Here is a 21991-nt window from a genome sequence, read left to right as displayed (position 1 = left end):
TTCTAATATCAAAACTGCGGGCACCGCCCCAGTTGTCTTTATTTCACAGGCACATATTCCGGCGGAATCAGATTTTCCGGGACTTCAATCCCCTGTTCAGCCATATACTGAACCGTACCTGCATGAAGCGGCGCTCTGGCCGTCTTTAGCGTCAGTTCCATTACATCCGCCTTTCCCCCCTTAGGATATGCTGCTTCCCAGGAAGAACGGCCTTCTTCCGACATCATCGCGCTGATAAATTTATATCCCTGTTCCTGAGTGAGGCTCGGTGTCGCAATTCCCCCCTGACAGGTAGCTATCGTGGAAAAGTCCTCATCCTGTCCTTCATAGGAGCCTGCCGGAATAACGGCTTTCAGTACGTATGGATATTTCTCCTGTATTTTTTCTATTTCTTCATCCGTAAGGGATAGGAAACTCAATTCAACCGCACTCTGCATCTGCACTACCTGGCTGTCCGGCGCCGCGCCGTTTCTCGCCGCCCCCTGGATCTGACGGTTCATCACCGCATCGATTCCATCAGAAGAACTCGCTTCAAACCAATCCGGTTTGATTCCCAGTACATCACATGCATTCATTACGAGAAGCGTATTTGCAGATCCCGTTCCGCCCGGGTGCATTTTTACTCCGTCTAATTCATGTACATATTTAAGCCCCAGGGACTTATCGACACAAAAGTTAATGGGGCTTTCCGTATAGTACCACATAATTCTCAGGTCCTCATACGGCTGTCCCTCAAATGAGCCCGTGCCTGCAAAGCTCTCATAATCAGAAGTGGATACCCCATTGCCGGCGTCAATGGAACCGGCTCTGAGCCTCTGAGCGATATCAAAGCCTCCTGTTGCATCTACCGTTGTAATCTGTAGTTCCGGGTGTATGCTTTTCACCGCTTTATTGACGGCTACCCAGTATGTATACGCCTCCGTGCTGGAATTACCTCCGGCAAAGGTCAGCTGGATCGTTTCTCCCTCAGCAGCATGATCGCTCCCGCCGTTTTCCGCTTTTTTCTCTGCATTTCCAGAAGCGCTGCCGTTCTGGGCCGAAACACCTGTACTTCCGCCGCAGCCAGCCAGCGCAAGCGCTGTCGTAACTGCTAAAATCCCCATAAATATTTGTTTCTTCATGTTATTCCCCTTTCTTTTATTGGTCGGCTGTCCTCCCTGTTTATTTGCTGTTTTTAGTCTAACTAATCCTGTGCCATATGTAAAATTGCTTTATTCTATTGACAAGTATTCCAAAAAACTATAATCTTTTAATAATACTATATGGCAAAATCACAGAACCCGAGGTACTTATGAGAGACTTTGACTGGAAGATCATATCCACCCTGCATGCGACAAAAAATATAACAAAGACGGCCAATCTTCTATTTATTACGCAGCCGTCCCTTACGAAGCGAATTCAGATTATCGAAGAGGAGCTTCAGATCACTCTGATTACCCGCAGCACGAAGGGGGTTTCTTTTACTCCAGAGGGAGAATTGATTGCTAAACGGGCGGAACGGATACTGAACATGATCGATGAAGTCCATCAGCTGATTGCAGAGATGAACGGGGGAAGAACAGGTACCATACACATTGGCGCCCCCAATTCCCTGGTCCGTTACCTTCTTCCTGAAATTATAGAAAATTTCACCATAGATTTTCCCCAAATTAAGTTGGAAATAACTACTGATTTAAGCAGTGAACTATTAAAACAGCTGGAAAATCATGAACTCCACGCCAGTTTTGTAAGAGGTGATATTGCTACCCGCCTGGAAAAGCTGTTTATTTCCGAAGAGCAGATCTATATTGTATCCAATACCCCGATAGCCATCGAAGATCTTCCTAAACTCAGGCAGATCGACTACTCGAAGGAACCTACGATTATCAAGGCTACGGACAAGTGGTGGCGGCAGCATTTTACCGCTTCCCCTGATATATGGATGAAAGTCAACAACGGCCAGACATGCCTGGAAATGATCCGGCATAATTTAGGGTATGGAATCTTTTCCGATCACAACTTTTTTAAAGATGAACATCTCTACTCCATACCCATGACGTTTAAGGACGGCTCGAAGCTGACCCGCAAGACATGGCTGGTCTACGACCGTGAAAACCTCAATAACACAATCCTGAGGCATTTCGTAGATTTTGTTAAAGACAAATATGCAGTTTAATAGAGGATGTTGCAAAAAGGAATAGAACATTGCCGCCAATACCAGATGCAGTGACTTAGCCACCGCCTGGAACGAAATCTGGTATCGGCGGTAATGCGGATTCGACTTTTCAACACCCTCTTCTTTTTCTTGAATACGACGACCTGTGCGCGGAGCGTGCAGGTTATTTTTTTGCAGTCTCCCTGTAATATCATGGCTTTTTTGTATGGTGCAATATGCATTAAAGCGATTTTACTTTGTGCCTGATGATTATTATAATGGGTCTAACAGCTGATCCGGACGGCGTATTTTCTTACATGGCCTGCCGCCCGAAGCAGCTGAAGATGAATGAATAAACGTTTATTGAATTTCGAAAATAATCACAGCAAAAAGAGGAGGTTTCCCGTGGAAAAACCAACGAAATCAGAAGAAACCGGGCATTTGGCCCATAATGCAGATTCCAAAAAAAAGCCTGCAATTTACAGTATTCCATGGCCGTTATATGCGGCAATGCTGATTGTTGTTCTTGCATGTATTTATTTAAATGTCGTTCCCTTCAGCCTTCCGGCAGCACTGGCCGTTTTATTAGTATTAAGCGCTGTTTTAGGTGAAGCAGGAGACAGAATACCAATATGGAATGAGTATATCGGCGGCGGCGCCATATTGGCATTTCTGGTCGGAGGACTGATCTACACTTACGAATGGATGCCCAGGCAGACCATCGATCTCGTCATTCATTTCTTCGATGAATTCGGTTATCTTGACCTTTTTGTATCCGTGCTGATTACAGGAAGCGTACTGGCGATTAACCGGAAGCTGCTGCTTCGGGCGCTTACGGGATATTTTCCAGCAATTATCGGAGGAATCGCGATGGCATCCGTATGCGGTGTACTTGCCGGTCTCCTGTTCGGCAAGTCACCCGTAGAAATTCTCACATTATATATGCTCCCGATCATGGGCGGCGGAACCGGCGCAGGAGCCATTCCAATGGCCGAAATCTATGCCTCCGCTACCGGTGAATCAGCTGAGAAATTCCTGTCGTTTGCTCTGCCGATCCTGACAATTGCAAATATATTATGTATCTTTACAGCATCTGTTCTCAACAAAATCGGAAATGTAAAGCCGGGCTGGACGGGAAACGGTGAATTATTAAAAGGCAACATGGATTTTAATGCAGACCAGCCAGAAGAAAAGGTAGAACTAAAACTAGGAGATATCGGCGCCGGGCTTGCTCTCGCATGTACTTTTTATATGATGGGCACTTTGTTTTCCAAGGTTCTGCTGCCCACGATTCTCGGGGTTAAGATTCATACATACGCCTATATGATTGTATTTGTAGCTCTCAGCAACGTATTCAATCTGATCCCTGCCAATATGAAGCAGGGCGCAAAAAGGCTGCAAAGTTTTTTTGGAAGCAACCTGCTCTGGCTTCAGATGTTAGCTGTCGGCATGGCGTTGACCAATTTTAATGAAATGCTGTCGGCTCTGACCATACCTAACGTAATTATTGCAGGACTTATTGTGATAGGTGCATTTATCGGTTCGGCTGTCGTCGGCTGGCTGGTTGGATTTTATCCGATCGAAGCCGGTATCTCAGCCGGTTTATGCATGGCAAACAGAGGCGGTTCCGGCGATATTGCCGTCCTCGGCGCCTCAAAGCGTATGTCACTGATCTCTTATGCCCAGATATCTTCACGTCTCGGCGGTGCTATCATTTTAGTAATTGCAAGCATCATGTTCGGAATGTTTTTAGGCTGAAAAACAGTTACGCGCAGGGAAAGCGCAAAACCGTAATAAAGAATAATATTAGAAAAGGGGAATAATTGATGGAAGAAAGAAGATTCACTGAAAGCGAATTAATTGATCTTGGGACACGGCTGCTGCTGACCGGCGGCATGAGAAAAGAAGATGCCGCCGTCATTGCAAAAGACCTTGTGGCTGCCGATATGAGGGGATTGTACAGCCATGGCATATCCAGGATACCGATGTATTTAAAACGAATGGAATGTAAATGTGTTAAACCGGTTCCAGACATTAAGGTTGAACAGGTTGCTTCTGCCGTCTTACGCGTTAACGGCGATGATGGAATGGGATTTCTGGTCGCTCATAAAGCAATGGAAGAAGGAATCAAACTGGCGGAAAAAACGGGAATCGCAATGGTCGGATGTACCCACAGCACCCATTATGGCATGGCCGCCCTCTATGTAAAGCAGGCCGTAGAGGCCGGCTACTGCTGTATGGTTTATACGAATTCAAGTCCTGCCCTTCCGGTTTGCGGCGGGCGCACCGTATTTCTGGGCGCTGCGCCGTTTGCTGCCGGAATGGCCGGGGGATATGAAAGTCCCGCCTATGTGCTGGATATGGCGATGACGAAAACTGCAAGAGGGAAAATCCGCGTTGCCATGATTAACAACGAACCGATTGCCGAAGGCCTGGCACTCGACAGTGAGGGAAATCCTACGACAGATGCGAAAAAAGCGTTCGAAGGCGTCTGCCTGCCCTTTGGAGGGCCGAAAGGAGCTGCATTGGCAATGCTGATGGATATGCTGGCGGGTATGTATACAGGTTCCAATTATGCCGGCGATGTCAGCAGCCTGTATTACCGTTTCGATGAGCCGCAGAATCTGGGACATATCATGTTTATTATGAAAGCCGATATGTTCATGAGCATGGACGAATATAAAAAGAAGATGGATATTTACTATAAAAGACTAAAAGCCCTTCCAAAAGCAGCGGGAGTCGATGAAATCCTGATGCCGGGAGAACCGGAGGACCGGAAGACGGAAGCCAGCCGGAAACATGGAATTCTGATCAGCGGAAACATTCAGGAGAGCCTGTACCTCGAATGCCAGAAGAGAAATGTTCCCTGCAGGGATATCCTTGGAGACATGGAAATCGAAATAGGACATAATGCAGGGAATGTGGTATTTGAAAAATAGTACCATTACAAGTTTTCTGTTGCAAAGAGAAGATAAAGCCAAAAGGATTTAAACGGTAACCGGCACGTTCCTGGGGCTATCCCCCAAAAATTATATAAACCTCCAAACTGATGTGAAAGAAATCACTTCGTTTGGAGGTTTTATTTGTGGCAGGAAAAAAATAATACATCACCGGAAGTGGCCGCTCCCAGAGTAATGCCGCATGTTCTTACGGACGCCGCCCATCCTGTTTGAAGAAAGTATAGAACATTTTTTTCGCTTATTTCTCGTTTTCCAGCCTGTCTCTGTAAATCTTAACTACTTTTTCCATGGCCTCTTTTCCAGGCGCTCCGATCGTATTTCTCTTTTCCACGCATGTCTTCATGCTGATTGCTTCATAGACATCCTGATCAAATACCTCGCTCTCCGCCTTGAATTCTTCCAAAGACAGATCGTCCAGAGCACAGTTTTTGCCAATACACCTTAATACAAGGCGGCCTGATATTCCATGGGCATCCCTAAACGGTACGCCCTTATTTACCAGATAATCGGCCACATCCGTAGCGTTTGTGAAGCCGTTTTTCGCACTGGCTTCCATAACATCTTTACGGAAGCTCATAGATGAAACCATTCCCGTAAAAAGGGAAATACAGCCCTTCACCGTATCGATGGCGTCAAAGGTCAGTTCCTTGTCTTCCTGCATGTCCTTGTTGTAAGCCAGAGGAATTCCCTTCATAGTGGTCAAAAGGGACATAAGAGCCCCGTAAACACGGCCTGTCTTTCCCCTGATCAACTCTGCGATATCCGGGTTCTTTTTCTGAGGCATGATGCTGCTGCCCGTGCTGTAGGAATCATCCAGTTCCACGAAACGGTATTCATTTGTATTCCAGATGATAATTTCTTCACAGAACCGGCTTAAATGCATGGAAATGATAGAAAGCGCCGCCAAAAATTCAATCAGATAATCTCTGTCGGACACGGAATCCATACTGTTTAATGTAGGACCGTAGAATCCCAGAAGTTCTGCCGTATAGTCTCTGTCCAGCGGATACGTCGTGCCTGCAAGAGCGCCTGATCCCAACGGGCAGTAATTCATTCTCTCGTAAATATCGTGCAGCCTGGACCGGTCGCGTGTGAACATTTCATAATAAGCGCCAACGTGATGGGTCAGAGTAATCGGCTGCGCCTTCTGCAGATGAGTAAAACCAGGCATAAAAGTATCCAGATTATTTTCCATAATGGCAAGCAGTTCGAAAAGCAGTTTTTTCAGCAGCCCGTCCATTTCACCGATCTCATCTCTCGTATAAAGCTTCATGTCCAGAGCTACCTGGTCATTGCGGCTTCTTCCAGTATGAAGCCGTTTGCCCGCTTCACCGATCCGTTCCGTCAGATGGGCCTCAACAAAGGAATGAATGTCTTCGTGTTCCCTTGTAAACTCCAGTTTTCCGCATTCGATATCGTCCATGATGCCCTTTAAGCCCGCTATGATTTTGTCCTTATCTTCTTCGCTCAAAATCCCCTGCTTTGCCAGCATTGTCACATGCGCAATGCTGCCTTCGATATCCTGGTGATAGAATTTTCTGTCGAATGAAAGGGATTCATTAAAATTGTGTACCAACTGATTGGTCTCCTTAGTGAAGCGTCCGCCCCATAATTTCATCTCTCATCTCTCCTCTTTCTTTTTTATCTCGCTCTGATCCGTCGTTTCCCGGCGCACAGCTATTTCTTCTTTTCCAGCATTCTCCCGATACCTGTAAATACCAGAAACAGAAAAATACTTGTAAACGTAATCAAGGCTCCCAGGCGCAGTCCCTGAGGCTCGTACTTCATGGTAATCGTATGGCTGCCTTCCGGTACGGTTACCGTCAGGAAGGTGTCCGCCAGCTTCGCTGTCGTCATTTCCTGCCCGTCAATCCACACCCTCCAGCCCTTGTCATAAGGAATGGACGTAAACAGGCGTCCCGGCTCATCCAGTTCAATCGTTCCTTCCAACAATGTATCTGACCAGTTGGTCAGTATCCAAGGATGATCGTTCAGCCGCTCATAAAATTCGTGGAGATGATCTTCCGAAACGCGGTAGACACTCGCTGTTATTCTCTGGCTTTTTTCATCTTCCGATGTCAGAACAGCCTCGTCTCCAGCCTTCATATATCCCAGTTCCAGCAGATACCCGCGTTTTACATTATCGTAGGTTCTGGCATTCATTCCCGTATCTACACGCACCTTATCTGCATTTTTATTCGTTACGTATACGTAATGATCGCCGTCTTCTTCCGCCACAAACCGGAACGTTCCGTTTTCTTCCGTTCCCCAGTATTCCTCCAGCACGCGGCCGGCTCCCACGATGTCACACAGATCATTCTGAACAAGCGCCGGATTGTCCAGGTCCAGCTGCCAGTGCTCTCCGAAATCATACGGTACCCCGAATCCGAGAGGAAGTGTATACGCCTTCTCGTACAGCCACGTATCTCCGGAACGGTCTACAAATGTAAGAAGCGGATTATCGCTCTGTTCTTCTGAATACAGGCCGTACCGGACGGAGAACAGAGAATCCAGAAGCGGCGTGCTGCCGGTAATGCTGTAGGCATTTGTAGATGCCTCGCAGCCCAGTTTCTTAAACAGCTCAGACAAATCTGCATTTGCAGTCGATGAAAACAGGGAAACGGATGGAAAGTTCATCCACGCTCCGTCATTTTTTGTCTTTCTGGTGACCTTTTCCACACGGAAAAATGTTTCGCTTGGATACAGGCCGTCTACCAGGCTCCTGACGTCTTCATTGTCCCTCACATATGCAGAACGGCTTGTAGTCGTTACGCTTGTCACCGTCGTGTTGACTGCGGATTCTACCGATACGGCGGCCAGCGCCAGCAAAAGCACGATGTTCGGATTCACCTCCATCTTTTTCCACAGATAAATCAGGCCTGCGTACACGGACAGAAACAGGATTGCCGCATAAAAAACAATAAAATGGAACTGGGTATTCGTCACCAGTTTCTGCGCCATAAGGACAAATATTACCGCCCCCCAGAACGCGATCACCACATGCTTCCACGGCGTGTCTTCCAGGTGCATATAAGCCCTGTAGCACATCAGTAGCAGCAAAGCGATATATATAAAGGACTGCCGGCATGGAAGACTGTTGGGATAGTGAAATCCATGCCAGATAAAATTCAGTACATTGATGGAAAAGCTTGCAAAAAACAGCAGGAGCAACGAACAGTATACCGCTTTTTCCCTGACCGATATCTTTCTGCTCGCGAGGTAAAGCAGAAACAGTATGAAAACTGCTACGCCGCAGTAAATGTTCGGCCAATGATCCAGTCCGATCTCCACCTCCACATTTCCGATGTGCCTTGCCAGCATATCAAAAATGGAAAAGTAGGCGGAATATGTCTTGGGAAAGTTAAAATCCCCCGACGCGGTCATTTGGAGCGCATAGATCTCAGGAAGAAGCACTGCCGCCGCAAGGCCGCCTGCCAGAAGCGAATAGATTCCAAACTGCAGACAGTTTATGCAATACTCCTTTACCGGCTTCTTCTCTTCCATAATCAGAAGAGCGATAAAGTAAAGCACCATAAAAAGGCAGATCATTATGGATATATAATAATTAGACAAAATGGAAACACCAAGGGCGATGCAGTACATTCCGCATTTCTTCTCATGGACAAGCCGTTCCAGTCCCAGCATAATCAGGGGGAACAGAAGAATACAGTCCAGCCACATGATATTCCAGCTGTACGCCGCCATATAGCCGGACAGCGCATAAAAAATCCCGAAGAACCCCACTCCGAAATCGTTTGTCCGGCAATGTCTTTTCAGATAATACGCAAAAGACATTCCGCTGAGTCCGATTTTGAAAACGATGGAATACGTCATGAATTCAATGATAAATCGTTTCGGACACAGCCAGATCAGCCAGTTCAGCGGACTTGCCAGATAATAGGCATAAAGAGCGGAAAAATTAACTCCCATTCCCACATCCCAGCTGTAAAGCAGGCTTTCTCCGTGTTTCAGCTTATACTGAAATTCCGAGAAAAACGGGGCGTACTGATGATACATATCCGTTCTCAGAAAGCTCTCATCACCAAACGGAAAGATTTCTCTCTGGATAAATATAATGACCATGATTACAACCGGTATCCAGAACGCTACGGCAAGTCCGTCCGCGGGTTTAAAAAGTCCTCCTTTTTCCAGGGCTGTGGACAGATTTCTGCCCGTTTTCTTCTTACTGGCCGGTTCTTCATCCGCCGGTTCTTCCATATCATTTTCCGTAACTGCGGAAAGCGCGTTCAAGTCTTCTTCATCCTCGATGTCCAGTTCTTCTATCTGAAGTTCGTCATCATCTGGCTGAAGATCTTCCTCAGCCGGAAACATTTCATCATTCTCACCTTCCGGGTCGGTAAGCATCTGCTCCGGCTCCCTGTTGCTCTTAAAGGGCATCTGCCCTCCGTATTCTCGTTCTGCCATCATATTTAAAATTTCCTCTAATTCTTCTGACGCCTGATCAGCCTCATGCTGCCTCATGATTATTTCCCCTCTGACGACTTCTTTTTAAAAATAAACAGCTTGCTGAACACGTAGTTCAGGACAAGTGAAATAGCGGATACGATAATCTTGCAGATCATATCCTGTTTGATTCCCATTCCGTCCACCATCACAACCATGGCAACATAGGTAAATACGGCAGTTAGGATTCTGCACGAAAAAAAGGAGGTCATTTCCTTCAGCAGATATTTGGGATGGAAATTATAGCTTTGAAACACCCAAAGTTTATTTGTAATATAGGCAAACAGTATGGCTGTTCCCTGGCAGCAGATCGTCGCCAGGCGGTAATCCATACCGGCCAGCCGGAATGCCTTGTAAGATATCCAGTCCACCAGCGTTGTCAGTACGCCAAATATCAGATATGAAACCGTCTCCCTGTTCATTGCCTTATTCAGTAACCGTTCAAACATCACGTTCTCCTTCATCTTTATCCGGACCCCACGTCCGTATTTTGGCACATGGTTCTTCAGGCCGCATATAGTTGATATTTTAGTATAGGTGGAAAAAAAAGTAAAGAGGTTCCGGTCAATCCTTCCATTCCAGTTCTTTTGCTCCCTCTGAAAAGTACATGTTTCCGTCTTCTGTCTGAAAAACAGCGTATATACCGTCCAGAGAATTGATAAGCTCCATCCCTTTTTCCATTCCCAGAGAAAAGCAGGTAGTGCTCAGTCCGTCTCCATCCACTGATTCCGATGAAAAAATCGTCACTGCCGTCAAGCCATTTTCATAAGGCCACCCCGTTTTTGGATTCAGTATGTGATGGTAATTAACGCCGTCTTTCACAAAATGGCGCTCATATACCCCGGAAACCACCATGGACATATCATCCAGCGCCATGATGTCAGCCGCCTCATTGTGATCTTTAAAGGGTTTCTGAAGGCCGACTTTAAACGGCTTTCCATCAGGCTTTCTCCCCACGCAGAGCACATTTCCGCCCAGATTGATCACAGCACTCCTAACGTTCTGCTCCAGGAGGTACTCTTTTATTTTATCGGCGATATACCCCTTTGCGATCGCCCCCAGGTCTATGGTCACATCATCCGACAAGAATTCAACCGTATTGCCCTCGATCCTTATATTTTTATAATTGACCTTTTCTGCGTTCTGTTTCAACAGTTTTTCATCAGGAATCTCAGGATCCTCCGCCTTAAAATCCCATAGAGAACTCAGCGGTTCTATTGTTATATCAAATGCGCCATCTGATATTTCACTGTAATAAAGGCCTTTCCGGATCAGTTCTGCTGTTTCCGGAGACACCTCCATCTCTTTCGTTCCCGCTTCTCTGTGGTTGAGGCGGTATATCTCGCTTGTCTCTATCGTTTTGCTGAATTTCCCCTCATACTCCCTGCACAGCTCCATACAGCCTTCCAGAATCCGGCTGTCTGAAGAGTCGTACAAGGTCACTGTCACAACCGTATTCAACAGAAAATTCGACATGCTGACTGGTTCGGACGGTCTTTTTCCGCAGCCGGTTCCAGTTATAATCATGACAGCTGAAAGTGCTGCCGCCCCCCATTTTCTGATGCTCATTTTACTCTCCCTTATATTTCCTGTTCCCTGTTCTCTCACTTATTTATACGTTTCTATCCTTCTTTATTGTGCATTTGTCCTCGTCTGTGTCCCCGGCCTGCGGTTTTCCCTTCTGTTATAAAGGAACATGCCTACAGCCGCGCCGATGATTACCATATAGCCGGCCCAGCTGAATCCATCGGGAATCTGGCCAAACAGCAGGAATCCCAAAACTGCTGAAAAAATAATCTGTGAATAATCGTAAATGGATATTTCCTTAGCCGGGGCATAACAGTAGGCCGCCGTAATGGAAAACTGGCCGCCTGCTGCGGCAAGTCCTGCCATCATGAGGCTTCCAAACTGCATGAGCGTCATTTGGTGATAGTCCAGAATGAGGTATGGGACCGCCAGCAGGCATGTAAATGCCGAAAAGAAAAAGACGATAAAGGGACCTTTCTCTCCTCTTTCTCCCAGCAGCCTTACCAGCGTATAAGCGGCACCTGCTCCCAGACCGCCCAGAAGACCGATAAAAGAAGGAAAAATGCTCATTCCGAAAACCGTAGGCTTAATGACGAGAAGGCTTCCGATAAATGCTGCTATGACTGCCACTGCCTGCCATGGTCTGATATGTTCTTTCAGGATAAAGCAGCTGAAAATAATTGCAAAAAACGGCGACATCTTATTCAGCATCGAGGCATCGGCCAGAAGCAAGTGATCAACTGCATAAAAGTTGCACATAATACCTACAGCGCCGAAAACCGATCTCCAGAACAGAATTTTAAGATTGCCTTTCTTGCCGGAAAACCACGCTCTGTTTTTCATCAGTACTGCCGCTGCGAATATGGCTGCAACAAAATTTCTGAAGAAGCTTTTCTGGATAAACGGCAGATCGCCTGAAGCCCTTACGAACACATTCATAAGGGCAAAGCAAAACGCCGATATGATAATAAAAATAATTCCCTTATATCTATGATTCATGCCTGCCTCCTGATTGCTCTTTCCTTTACGCGGTCAAGCCGCTAAAACTTTTTTGTTATATGTTATAGATTTCTATGCAAAAAGTGATATACTATATAACGTAACGGTTTCGGACGAAGAAATCTTTGCTGCTCTTTGTACGATCACAGGTATGCATGAACATGCACTTTTCGAAACCGTTACGCCAGACTCTTATACCTGCGAGGAAAATTGATATGAAAATGAAACAACTATATACCTTTCGTGTTGTCTGTGAAGAAGAAAGTATCACAAAGGCAGCCGAACGCCTTTCAACCACCCAGCCGGCAATCTCCAGAACGATCAGTGAGCTGGAAGATTCTGTGGGCGTCCGCCTGTTTGACCGTTCTTCCAGAAAAGTTGTCCTGAATGAAACGGGTCAGCTATTTCTTTCCAAGGTCATTCCTCTTCTGGAACTGTACGAAGATCTTGAAAATACATTTCAGGATAATGGGAGCATGTCCGTCCTGAGACTGGCGTTACTCCGGTTATTGTCGATACCATTCTGCCTGGAATACTGAAGCGTTTTTCTGTCAGCAACAGTGAGACAGATATACGGATTGCCGTGGGCAATGAGCGGGAACTGGAAGCACAGCTTTTTAACCGCCAGATCGACCTGGTTCTCATGGAAGGGCTTCTGGAAAACGAAAGCCTTGTTAAGGTTCCCGTTTCTTCAGAACCGATGTCCGTGCTCGCCGCGCCTTCCCATCCTCTGGCTTCCGTTGCATCCATAACCGTGCCGGAAATGATGGAATACCCGCTGTTGCTGCGCGAGCCTGGAAGTCTGATCCGGCAGCTGATCGACAGCGCGTTCCTGTTTTACAGCGTAACGGCCAGTCCCGTTTGGACGAGCACCAGCTCCCATGCCCTGCTCACCGGAGCGGAAAAAGGATTCGGTATTACCATCCTTCCCAAAATTCTGGCAAAGGATTCGATACGGCTGGGGCGCCTCGTTGAACTTCCCGTAGAGGCGTTTAACCTCTCCTGTACCAGCCATGTCATGTTCCTGCAGGACAAATACCAGACATTCGCCTTCCAGTCCCTTGTGAACGTAATCCTGTTTTCAGAATAGCTTCAGAACAGCTTCAACAATCATTCATCCGCATCATAATTCCCGGCAGTTGGCCCTGCCTGACCGGAACGGTACAGGCATTTCCCTCTGCCGGGAATTTATTTACTGCAATATAGGATACCAGGGCCAGAAGACCTTTTTCCCAGTCCATCCTTCTATTTGACTACTACGCTTCTGCCTGCTTTTCTGCTTTCTTCACAGGCGCTGCCTTTTTCTCTTCCATATCTGCCAGAAGCTTATCCACGCTTACCAGTTTTGTGCAAAGAGCCAGCAGTTCTGTCGCCATAATCAGGTCTGATAACGGAGGATAAGACGGAGCGATACGGATGTTGGTATCGTGAGGGTCTTTCCCATATGGATAAGTTGCTCCCGCGCCAGTCATCACTACGCCTGCTTTCTTACAACGCGCAACAATCGCCTTTGCACATCCTTCCATGGAATCAAAGGAGATGAAATAGCCTCCCTTTGGCTTTGTCCAAGATGCGATTCCAAGTCCGCCAAGTTCTCTTTCCAGGATCTCATTTACCGCTTCAAATTTCGGTCTCATGATTTCCGCATGTTTTCTCATATGCTCAACCATGCCATGGATATTTTTAAAGAAACGCACATGACGGAGCTGATTCACCTTGTCATGTCCGATCGTCTGAGTCTTCATCTGTCTTCTTACATCTTCCAGGTTGTTTGGTGAAGCTGCCAATGCAGCGATACCGGAACCAGGGAAGCTGATTTTTGACGTAGATGCGAATTTATATACCAGGTCAGGATTGCCGGCTCTCTTGCATTCCGCAAGGATTTCAATCAGATGATCCTGATCGTGGTCATACAGATGGTGAACCGTATAGGCATTATCCCAGTAGATCCTGAAATCAGGAGCAGCCGGCTTCAGCCGTGCAAAACGTCTTACGGTTTCATCGGAGTAGGAAATCCCCTGTGGATTGGAGTACTTCGGAACACACCAGATTCCCTTAATGGTAGCATCCTTGGAAACGAGGTTCTCCACAATATCCATATCAGGACCTGCAGGAGTCATCGGAACATTTACCATCTCGATTCCAAAATATTCCATAATTGTAAAGTGTCTGTCATATCCCGGAACAGGACAGAGGAATTTTACCTTGTCCAGCTTGCCCCATGGTGTATTGCCCATAACGCCGTTTGTAATAGAGCGGGCAACTGAGTCATACATTACATTCAGACTGGAATTTCCGTAAATAATAACATTGTCAGGGTTGACTTCCATCATGTCGGCAATCAGTTCCTTCGCCTCTTTAATGCCGTCAACAACGCCGTAGTTACGGCAGTCCGTTCCGTCTTCACATGTCAGGTCATCGCTGCTGCTGAGGACGTCCATCATTCCCATGGATAAATCAAGCTGATCCAGGCTTGGTTTTCCTCTGGACATATCAAGCTTTAAGTCCTTACCCTGCATCTCTCTGTACTGAGCAGCCAGCTGTTTCCTCAGTTCCTTCAACTCTTCTTTAGTCATTTCAGCATATGGTTTCATTTTCATTCTCCTCATCCTGCACACCCTTGTTATCCATCGGAATACCTATCCCCTTTTTGATAATGGTTACATTATCTACCAATTTTCTCAATTACGCAAGACCTTTTCATAATTTTTTTTAAACCTGGCATAAAACTGCATAAATTATCATTCCCATTTTCAATTACACGATTCCCCTTCCCCGATCTCTATGATATAATGTCCGCAAAGCGGACATTATATCTGCGCATAAGCGGTTTCTGCGCCTGCCGCAGAAATCCGTGCGCCTAAAATCCGCCGGAGGCTAGCATAGCTGCGTAGCAACTATGCTATAATGTCCGCAAAGCGGACATTATATCTGCGCATAAGCGGTTTCTTCGCCCGTATTTTTGGAGCGGGGAAGGAGCGCAAAAAAACAAAAAGGAGAATTCATTCTATGAAAAAATTTCGCCGTACTGCCTTTGCAGCCCTGTGCTGTACTGCACTTCTCAGTATTGGAGGTGCTCTGGTATCCTCTGCTCAAACAGATTTCAGACAGCCGGTTCGTATTTTCGGTCCGGTCAGCAGAGAGGGAAGCCGCTTTATTATTGACAACCAAAGCAGCAGCTCATCTCTGGGAGACATCGTTATTCATGTATCCGATGAAACCAGAATTCTGGACTCCGTAACAGGATTTCCTATGGCTCTGGATGATATACAGGACGGAGAAAACGCATATGCCTATATCAGCCCTGCTATGGCGCTGAGTCTTCCGCCACAGTCCTCTGCCGATATGATTCTCGCCAACATACCTGCAGATTTCAAGGTTCCTGATTACCTCATGGTGGAGTCTCTTATTTCTACGTCCGAAGGGTATACCTTACAAGCGGCCGACGGCACTGTCTTCCATATTCCGTCAGACTGTACGATCATACCTTACCTTACAAGGCAGATGGTCACTCTGGAAAGCCTTACAAAAGGCCGTACGTGCCTGGTCTGGTCCGATTCCTCCAACAACGCCAATAAAATCGTACTCTTTAATCAGCCGGTTGCCGGCACCGGGAATTACGGATGGCAGAAAGAAAACAACTCCTGGTATTACTATAACAGTGACGGAACGACTGCAAAGGGCTGGCTTTCTGACGAGGGATCGTGGTATTACCTGAATCCGGAGACAGGCATTATGGAGACAGGTTTTCTGACCATTGACGGAAATACCTATTATTTAAATGATGACGGAAGAATGATGACTTCTCCCAGAACCTTTACACCTGATGAAAACGGTGTTCTGCACTGATGACGTGCTGCCTTTTTATGTAAATAACCATTAGGAGAGCTTCCCTGAGTCTGTTAAATAAAAAAGTCCCATATCCGACGCGGCCAAAGCCGTGCAACAGATATGGGACTTTTTTCATTCATCCGGCAGTTTTTATTTTTCCATAGCCGCTTGCGGTTATGGCAGCCTCCGGCGGAATTTAGCGTGCGGATTTCTACGCCAGGCGCAGAAACCGTACATGCGCATGTATAATGTCCATCTAACAGACATTATACCATTATTTTCATAAAATTCTTTTTGCCGCGCTTAACGATTATTCCGTCTGCGCCGATCTGATCCTTTGTAAACTCCGCCTTGATATCTTTGATCTGGATTCCTTCTACGGATACGCCGCCCTGTTCCACGTTACGTCTAGCTTCGGAACGGGATGGAGCAAGACCGCACTTCTGAAGCATTGCAAGAATTCCGATCTTGCCGTCTTCAAAATCATCGTCTGTCAGCTCAAAGGAAGGCATATTGGCAGAATCTCCTCCGCCTCCAAACAGGGCTTTGGAAGCTTCCTGGGCCTTGTTCGCCTCTTCCTCACCATGGACCAGGCTGGTCAGCTCAAATGCCAGAATTTCTTTTGCCTTATTTAACTGGCTGCCTTCCCATTGATCCATCTCATCGATCTGTTCAATCGGGAGGAATGTGAGCATACGCAGGCATTTCAATACGTCTGCATCTGCAACATTTCTCCAGTACTGATAGAACTCGAAAGGACTCGTCTTTTCTGGATCCAGCCATACTGCTCCCGACTGTGTCTTTCCCATTTTCTTTCCTTCGGAATTCAAGAGAAGGGTAATGGTCATAGCGTGGGCGTCCTTGCCCAGTTTTCTTCTGATCAGCTCTGTACCGCCCAGCATATTACTCCACTGGTCGTCACCACCGAACTGCATGTTGCAGCCATATTTCTGGAACAGCTCGTAGAAGTCATAGCTCTGCATAATCATGTAGTTGAATTCCAGGAAACTTAAACCTTTTTCCATTCTCTGCTTATAGCACTCTGCCGTGAGCATACGGTTTACGCTGAAGCAGGCGCCTACCTCCCGGAGGAGTTCAATATAGTTCAGTTTCAGGAGCCAGTCCGCATTATTCACCATCATGGCCTTGCCTTCTGAAAAATCGATAAAACGGCTCATCTGCTTTTTGAAGCAGTCACAGTTATGCTGGATTGTTTCCACTGTCATCATCTGGCGCATGTCACTTCTTCCCGACGGGTCGCCTACCATAGCGGTTCCTCCGCCGATCAGGGCGATCGGTCTATTTCCTGCCATCTGAAGTCTCTTCATCAGGCAGAGCGCCATAAAATGGCCTACGTGAAGACTGTCTGCCGTTGGATCAAATCCAATATAAAACGTTGCCTTTCCGTTGTTCACCATGTTCTTAATTTCTTCTTCATTTGTTACCTGCGCAATCAGTCCGCGGGCAACTAATTCGTCATAAACTGTCATTTTCAGCTCTCCTTATCTTTCAAAATAGAAAGGCAGCCACATCCCAAAAGGACGAGGCTGCCGCTCGTGTTACCACCTTTATTCACAGACAGCTCGCGCCGTCTGCCTCTGTGAGTACATGCATACACGTTGTATCAGGCTCATGGAATAACCTCACCGCATACAATCGTATGTTCCGCACTAAGCCTGGCAAGACCCAGCAAAGTGCTCATCCTATACTCCGGCGTTATTAACGCGCGCCACTGCGTCACCTCCTACAGGACAAGTTCATATCGTTCAGGGTGAAGCTCCGGGATGTATTCATATCAGACTTTCCACGCGCCTCTCATCAGCCGGCTGCTTTCTGTGTGCTTTTGTCGGATACTACTTCTTCCTTTCATCGCTTTTCTTTTTAATTGTTCCGGACGCGCATTCCCGCTGTCCGTAACAGTCACTTGAAATTAAGCATATTATAGGCAACGGCCGGCTTTTTGTCAACCCCTTAAATTTTCCGAATTTCTTCCATATAGAATGATTCCATATGGAAAATTTTTGTTCTATGTAGTATAGTAAATATTCAGAAACGATGGCATGCACGATCCGCGTTCAAGTCATCGCCTTCCATCAAAATGAAAAGAGGCATATTATGAAAGGACTCGGTACGATTGTAAATGTCCTTGCCGTTATCGTCGGAAGCGGCATAGGAATTATTATAAAAAATGGAATGAAACAACGTTTTCAGGATATCCTTATGCAGGCCTGCGGAATCGCCACTATTTTTATCGGCGCCGGCGGAGCGCTCTGCGGGCTTCTCTCCGTAACCCCTTCCGGGCAGCTGGAAACGCACAATACCATGCTCCTTATTTTCTCCATGGTGCTGGGTGGTCTGATCGGAGAATTCTTCAATATTGAGCAGAAGATGGAGCAGATGGGTATTACTCTGAAAGGACTAATCGGCTCCGGAAACAGCTCAGACAGCCGTTTTGTAGATGGATTTGTAACTTCCTCACTCGTCATATGCGTAGGCGCTATGGCTATCGTCGGTTCCATTCAGGACGGCCTTACGGGGGATTATACCATGCTTTTTTCCAAGGCGATTCTGGATTTCATTATCGTCATGGTATTTGCCTCCACCTTTGGGATCGGCGTTGCATTTTCTGCGCTACCTCTCGGTATCTATCAGGGACTGATTACACTCTTTGCTTCTCTGATCGCGTCATTTTTTGACGATGCCTTGATTAAAAATCTCTCCTGTATCGGTTCCGTACTTATCTTCTGCGTTGGCATTAATATTGCATTTGACAATAAAATAAAGGTCGGAAATCTGCTTCCGGCCATTATCATCCCTGTCATTTATTCATTTTTTTAATCAGCACATGTGCTGATTTCCGGATAAGAGACAGGCTCACAATATTAAAGCATACTTTGTCAAGCCCACGACAAAAAGTTTTAAAGAGGGTGTTACAAAATTATCTGTTTTATCAATTTTGTAACACCCTTGCTGTGTATATGGAAAAAACAGGATTAATCAAATTTTGTTGGCACGATGATTATCATGCCCCTCTGCCAGACAGCGTTCCGACGCAGCGGCCGAATCACCGCTTCTGGTACCGGGGGCATTCTCTTATATCTCTTTTATTTTTTTAAACTCTTTTACCCTTTTGACCTTTTTAATTCTCCTCTTCCATAAAATCAGGAACGCCGTCTCCATCCATATCCATTTCCGTCGGTACAGGACCGCGGCCTGCGCCTCCGTAAAATTCTTTTCCGATGACATTTCGGTCTCGTCTGCTTTCTTCCACCAGATTAGACAGCAGCGTCCTGATCTCTTTCGGACGGGCAATATTTCTCAGCACAATTTCCGGCGTGGCATCCACCTTTGCTTTTACGATCAGGCTCCCTGTTCCAAATATCTTCCCGCCAAGGGTCTGCACCATGGTTATATCCACAATTCTGTACAGCAGCGTTTCTTCCAGAGTGGTTTTTAAAAGACCTTCCTGAACCATCAGCCTGTCATTTTCGATATAATATTTTGTGAACGTCCACGGAAACCACATGAAATGCTTCCTGTCCTTCCAGACAATACCTGTATTTTCCTGATCCGCCATAGTGAATACCTCCCTTTATTTTGTTCGTTTTTAATCTCTCCTGTTAAACGGATGAATGGCGGGTCAAAATGATAACAGTACACATAATCATTGCGAACCCTGCCAGGTCCATCCATGTGAATGAGGTGTGAAGCCAGAATGCAGAAAGGATTACTGCTACCACCGGCTCAATGCTGGCCAGCAAGCTCCCTTCCAAAGGACCAATAATGGATACCCCCCAAAGATACAGTCCAAATCCGATCGTCGTGCCGACGATCACAACGCCGATCATTGCCATTACCGTGCCTGCGTCCCATATGACCGAATATCTCCAGGGTCTGATGAGAATGCAGAATACTGCTCCGGCCAGAAACATTCCGAATCCGGCAATCTGAAACAGACCGTATTTTCGGATGAGATTTCCCGGCAGCATATTGTAAAGAACCGCACCGACTGCAGCTGCCAGTCCGTAAAACAGGGCGGCCGGCGTCATGTGAAGGGTGGTCAGATCTCCATGCGTGCCAAGTACAACCGTCCCCGCAATGGAAAGCAGAATCGCAAAGATCTCAATTCCTACCGGTCCGCGCATCTCTTCCAGGCATACCAGAATCAGAATCAGTACCGGGAACAGGTATTGAAGCACGGTTGCCGTCCCTGCATTGGAATGCTCAATCGCAGCAAAGTAAGTATACTGACACGCCCATATGCCTGCAAAGGCAAAGATCATCAAATGGATCGTGTCCTTCTTATTCTTAAATATCCTGACATTAGCCTTTCCATCCCGTACAAATCCGATTCCCGCCAATATAACGCCTGCAATGATAAGCCGCAGAGCCACGAGCCACTCCGCTGTCGCCCCTTTCTGTTCAAACAGAAACTGTCCGCAGCAGCCGGAAAGCCCCCAACATGCCCCGCCGGCCAGGGTCATCATATAGCCGAAATTTTTTCTTTTGTTTCTCCTGTGCATCATGATTCAAGCCATCCTTTTTCTCTTTATGTCCATATGTTTATATCACAGAATGGACAGAGTGGCAAGATGATTTATGATCGGCCGCTTTCGACAACCCTTACAGCTCTTTCCTTCATATCCATTGTCGCCGCCTCAATATCCTCCTGACCGAAAATTGCAGACACAAGCGCGACTCCATCCACTCCCGTACCTTCAAACATGGAGATATTTTCCTTCGTAATACCGCCGATTGCAACGACTGGTATCGATACGGCGCTGCAGATATCGCGGAGCGTATCCATCGTAATCGCAAGGGCATCCGGTTTTGTGGACGTCGGGAAAACAGTTCCCACCCCCAGATAATCCGCGCCTCTTTTTTCTGCCAGCTTTGCCTGTTCCACCGTTTTGGCAGTAACACCCAGGATCTTATCATCTCCCAGCAATGCCCTGACATTTCCGGCTTCCATATCACTCTGCCCTACGTGTACGCCATCAGCGCCGCTTTTTATAGACACGTCTACGTTGTCATTAATAATCAGCGGAACACCGTATTTCTCTGTAATCTTTTTTACCTTCACGGCTTCGTCCAGGAATTCCTCTTCCGTCAAATTCTTTTCTCTCAGCTGCAGGAACGTCGCTCCTGCCTGAAGAGTTTCTTCGATCTGCTGTCCCAGTGTCTTCTTTCCCGTCCACGCTCTGTCCGTTACGGCATATAATAACAATTTTTCTTTAGCAAACTTCAATGTTCATTCCTTCTTTCAGTTCTTTATCGTCCAGCAGGCTGACCGAATCGATCAGATACGTCCGGAAACTGGCTGTTCCTGCTCCCATTTTTCTGACCTTCTGCTCTGCTTTTTCACCGCAGTACCCTTCCGCTGCCGCAGCAAGAACCACAGCAAACAAATCCTTTTTATATGGCGAGGCCGCCAGAAATACAGCCGCCAGTCCATCCAGCATACAGCCGGCTCCCGTAATCCTGGCCATCATCGGCGTTCCGTTCCGCACGAGAAACGTCTTTTCTCCGTCGGAAATGATATCGATACTGCCGGTCATCAGGACCATTATACCATACTTTTTCGCAAATTCTTTTGCAAATGTAATATTTTCCTCCAGATTTTCTTCCGTTACGCGGTCCTTTCCTGACACGTCGACCCCCTGAGTACTCCCTAGGTTCCCCATACCCGCCAGCGCTTTGATTTCAGACACATTTCCCCTTACAAGGCTGACCGGAACCTCCTCAAAGACCCGACGGCATGCTGCCGTGCGGAATCCGGATGCTCCGGCGCCTACCGGGTCAAAGACGATTGGATGTCCCTGAGCCGCTGCCATATTTCCTGCGTCGATCATGGCCGGAATCGTTTCTTCCTTAAGGGTTCCCATATTGAGGACAAGGCCGCTGCATATTGAAGTCACATCTGCCGCCTCTTTTGCACCATCTGCCATAACGGGAGAGCCGCCCGCAGCCAGGATCATATTCGCCACGTCGTTTGCCGTAACATAATTCGTAATGCAGTGGATTAAAGGCCGTTTTCTCCGTATTTCATCAATGATCTCATACTCTGTTTTCATCT

The 21991-nt window shown here is 46.8% G+C and carries 19 protein-coding genes and 1 other annotated feature; of the genes, 7 read left to right on the top strand and 12 right to left on the bottom strand.

From position 1 onward, the window contains the following. Positions 1–38: 38 nt before the first annotated feature. Positions 39–1121, bottom strand: a complete 1083-nt coding sequence (locus tag DXA13_RS09140) for a TAXI family TRAP transporter solute-binding subunit (protein ID WP_118243654.1) — start codon at positions 1119–1121, stop codon at positions 39–41. Positions 1122–1291: 170 nt separating this feature from the next. Between DXA13_RS09140 and DXA13_RS09135 the strand changes: the two genes are divergently transcribed. The 3 genes from DXA13_RS09135 to DXA13_RS09125 all read left to right on the top strand — a co-directional run bounded on the left by DXA13_RS09135 (position 1292) and on the right by DXA13_RS09125 (position 5073). Beyond that, positions 1292–2155, top strand: coding sequence for a LysR family transcriptional regulator (locus DXA13_RS09135; RefSeq protein WP_118243652.1), 864 nt, complete (start codon positions 1292–1294; stop codon positions 2153–2155). Between the two features lie 384 nt (positions 2156–2539). Further along, entirely contained in the window at positions 2540–3892 is a 1353-nt protein-coding gene (locus DXA13_RS09130) for a 2-hydroxycarboxylate transporter family protein (protein ID WP_181995590.1), read from the top strand. Positions 3893–3960: 68 nt separating this feature from the next. Beyond that, on the top strand, positions 3961–5073 hold the full coding sequence (locus DXA13_RS09125) for an Ldh family oxidoreductase (protein ID WP_118243648.1): 1113 nt from the start codon (positions 3961–3963) through the stop codon (positions 5071–5073). A 259-nt stretch (positions 5074–5332) separates the two neighbouring features. Here DXA13_RS09125 and argH read toward each other — a convergent pair whose 3' ends face one another. The 5 genes from argH to DXA13_RS09100 all read right to left on the bottom strand — a co-directional run bounded on the left by argH (position 5333) and on the right by DXA13_RS09100 (position 12084). Then, on the bottom strand, positions 5333–6712 hold the full coding sequence (gene argH, locus DXA13_RS09120) for an argininosuccinate lyase (RefSeq protein WP_118243646.1): 1380 nt from the start codon (positions 6710–6712) through the stop codon (positions 5333–5335). Positions 6713–6771: 59 nt separating this feature from the next. Continuing rightward, on the bottom strand, positions 6772–9576 hold the full coding sequence (locus DXA13_RS09115) for a YfhO family protein (RefSeq protein ID WP_243009037.1): 2805 nt from the start codon (positions 9574–9576) through the stop codon (positions 6772–6774). Between the two features lie 2 nt (positions 9577–9578). Beyond that, complete coding sequence (locus DXA13_RS09110; RefSeq protein ID WP_118243644.1) at positions 9579–10007, bottom strand: GtrA family protein; 429 nt, start codon at positions 10005–10007, stop codon at positions 9579–9581. Positions 10008–10122: 115 nt separating this feature from the next. Further along, entirely contained in the window at positions 10123–11127 is a 1005-nt protein-coding gene (locus tag DXA13_RS09105) for an FAD:protein FMN transferase (RefSeq protein WP_118243641.1), read from the bottom strand. Positions 11128–11190: 63 nt separating this feature from the next. Next, complete coding sequence (locus DXA13_RS09100; RefSeq protein WP_118243639.1) at positions 11191–12084, bottom strand: DMT family transporter; 894 nt, start codon at positions 12082–12084, stop codon at positions 11191–11193. 215 nt (positions 12085–12299) lie between these two features. Here DXA13_RS09100 and DXA13_RS09095 point away from each other — a divergent pair, with 215 nt between their 5' ends. Together DXA13_RS09095 and DXA13_RS09090 are read left to right on the top strand one after the other, a co-directional pair. Continuing rightward, positions 12300–12623, top strand: coding sequence for a LysR family transcriptional regulator (locus DXA13_RS09095; RefSeq protein ID WP_181995589.1), 324 nt, complete (start codon positions 12300–12302; stop codon positions 12621–12623). Continuing rightward, complete coding sequence (locus DXA13_RS09090) at positions 12593–13174, top strand: LysR substrate-binding domain-containing protein (protein WP_118243634.1); 582 nt, start codon at positions 12593–12595, stop codon at positions 13172–13174. The genes DXA13_RS09095 and DXA13_RS09090 overlap by 31 nt, the downstream gene beginning before the upstream one ends. Before the next feature lie 166 nt (positions 13175–13340). On the opposite strand, the gene DXA13_RS09085 is transcribed toward DXA13_RS09090, so the two are convergent. Beyond that, positions 13341–14678: an aminotransferase class I/II-fold pyridoxal phosphate-dependent enzyme gene (locus DXA13_RS09085; protein ID WP_118243632.1), complete on the bottom strand. Its 1338-nt coding sequence runs from the start codon at positions 14676–14678 to the stop codon at positions 13341–13343. A 415-nt stretch (positions 14679–15093) separates the two neighbouring features. On the opposite strand from DXA13_RS09085, the gene DXA13_RS21660 reads away from it, so the two are divergent. Further along, positions 15094–15933: a hypothetical protein gene (locus DXA13_RS21660; protein ID WP_147348011.1), complete on the top strand. Its 840-nt coding sequence runs from the start codon at positions 15094–15096 to the stop codon at positions 15931–15933. A gap of 248 nt (positions 15934–16181) precedes the next feature. Here DXA13_RS21660 and tyrS read toward each other — a convergent pair whose 3' ends face one another. Next, a complete protein-coding gene (tyrS, locus tag DXA13_RS09075) occupies positions 16182–17405 on the bottom strand; it encodes a tyrosine--tRNA ligase (RefSeq protein ID WP_118243628.1) in 1224 nt (407 codons plus the stop codon). A 44-nt stretch (positions 17406–17449) separates the two neighbouring features. Further along, positions 17450–17794, bottom strand: a binding site (T-box leader). Between the two features lie 236 nt (positions 17795–18030). Between tyrS and DXA13_RS09070 the strand changes: the two genes are divergently transcribed. After that, on the top strand, positions 18031–18753 hold the full coding sequence (locus tag DXA13_RS09070) for a DUF554 domain-containing protein (RefSeq protein ID WP_118243625.1): 723 nt from the start codon (positions 18031–18033) through the stop codon (positions 18751–18753). 301 nt (positions 18754–19054) lie between these two features. Here the strand turns inward: DXA13_RS09070 and DXA13_RS09065 are convergent, their stop codons facing one another. The 4 genes from DXA13_RS09065 to thiM form a co-directional block, all read right to left on the bottom strand. After that, entirely contained in the window at positions 19055–19492 is a 438-nt protein-coding gene (locus tag DXA13_RS09065) for a PH domain-containing protein (protein ID WP_118243623.1), read from the bottom strand. A gap of 43 nt (positions 19493–19535) precedes the next feature. Further along, positions 19536–20441, bottom strand: coding sequence for an EamA family transporter (locus tag DXA13_RS09060; RefSeq protein ID WP_243009036.1), 906 nt, complete (start codon positions 20439–20441; stop codon positions 19536–19538). Positions 20442–20512: 71 nt separating this feature from the next. Beyond that, positions 20513–21163 (bottom strand): thiamine phosphate synthase, encoded by a 651-nt coding sequence (gene thiE, locus DXA13_RS09055; protein WP_118243621.1) that lies wholly within the window; start codon positions 21161–21163, stop codon positions 20513–20515. Continuing rightward, positions 21150–21989 (bottom strand): hydroxyethylthiazole kinase, encoded by an 840-nt coding sequence (gene thiM / locus DXA13_RS09050; RefSeq protein ID WP_118243619.1) that lies wholly within the window; start codon positions 21987–21989, stop codon positions 21150–21152. The genes thiE and thiM overlap by 14 nt, the downstream gene beginning before the upstream one ends. Positions 21990–21991 lie beyond the last annotated feature (2 nt).

Origin of the sequence: Clostridium sp. AM58-1XD, from assembly GCF_003464085.1 — a bacterium.
In the GTDB taxonomy this organism is placed as follows: Bacteria; Bacillota; Clostridia; order Lachnospirales; family Lachnospiraceae; genus Lachnoclostridium_A.
This window is presented reverse-complemented; position numbering and strand designations above follow the sequence as displayed.

Bases quoted from the DNA above. Each gene is read 5' to 3' on its own strand.
- tyrS (WP_118243628.1), bottom strand. From the start codon at position 17,405: ATGACAGTTTATGACGAATTAGTTGCCCGCGGACTGATTGCGCAGGTA.
- DXA13_RS09060 (WP_243009036.1), bottom strand. From the start codon at position 20,441: ATGATGCACAGGAGAAACAAAAGAAAAAATTTCGGCTATATGATGACC.
- DXA13_RS09135 (WP_118243652.1), top strand. From the start codon at position 1,292: ATGAGAGACTTTGACTGGAAGATCATATCCACCCTGCATGCGACAAAA.
- DXA13_RS09065 (WP_118243623.1), bottom strand. From the start codon at position 19,492: ATGGCGGATCAGGAAAATACAGGTATTGTCTGGAAGGACAGGAAGCAT.
- DXA13_RS21660 (WP_147348011.1), top strand. From the start codon at position 15,094: ATGAAAAAATTTCGCCGTACTGCCTTTGCAGCCCTGTGCTGTACTGCA.
- DXA13_RS09105 (WP_118243641.1), bottom strand. From the start codon at position 11,127: ATGAGCATCAGAAAATGGGGGGCGGCAGCACTTTCAGCTGTCATGATT.
- DXA13_RS09100 (WP_118243639.1), bottom strand. From the start codon at position 12,084: ATGAATCATAGATATAAGGGAATTATTTTTATTATCATATCGGCGTTT.
- argH (WP_118243646.1), bottom strand. From the start codon at position 6,712: ATGAAATTATGGGGCGGACGCTTCACTAAGGAGACCAATCAGTTGGTA.
- DXA13_RS09115 (WP_243009037.1), bottom strand. From the start codon at position 9,576: ATGAGGCAGCATGAGGCTGATCAGGCGTCAGAAGAATTAGAGGAAATT.
- DXA13_RS09070 (WP_118243625.1), top strand. From the start codon at position 18,031: ATGAAAGGACTCGGTACGATTGTAAATGTCCTTGCCGTTATCGTCGGA.
- DXA13_RS09085 (WP_118243632.1), bottom strand. From the start codon at position 14,678: ATGAAACCATATGCTGAAATGACTAAAGAAGAGTTGAAGGAACTGAGG.
- DXA13_RS09140 (WP_118243654.1), bottom strand. From the start codon at position 1,121: ATGAAGAAACAAATATTTATGGGGATTTTAGCAGTTACGACAGCGCTT.
- thiM (WP_118243619.1), bottom strand. From the start codon at position 21,989: ATGAAAACAGAGTATGAGATCATTGATGAAATACGGAGAAAACGGCCT.
- DXA13_RS09125 (WP_118243648.1), top strand. From the start codon at position 3,961: ATGGAAGAAAGAAGATTCACTGAAAGCGAATTAATTGATCTTGGGACA.
- DXA13_RS09095 (WP_181995589.1), top strand. From the start codon at position 12,300: ATGAAAATGAAACAACTATATACCTTTCGTGTTGTCTGTGAAGAAGAA.
- DXA13_RS09110 (WP_118243644.1), bottom strand. From the start codon at position 10,007: ATGTTTGAACGGTTACTGAATAAGGCAATGAACAGGGAGACGGTTTCA.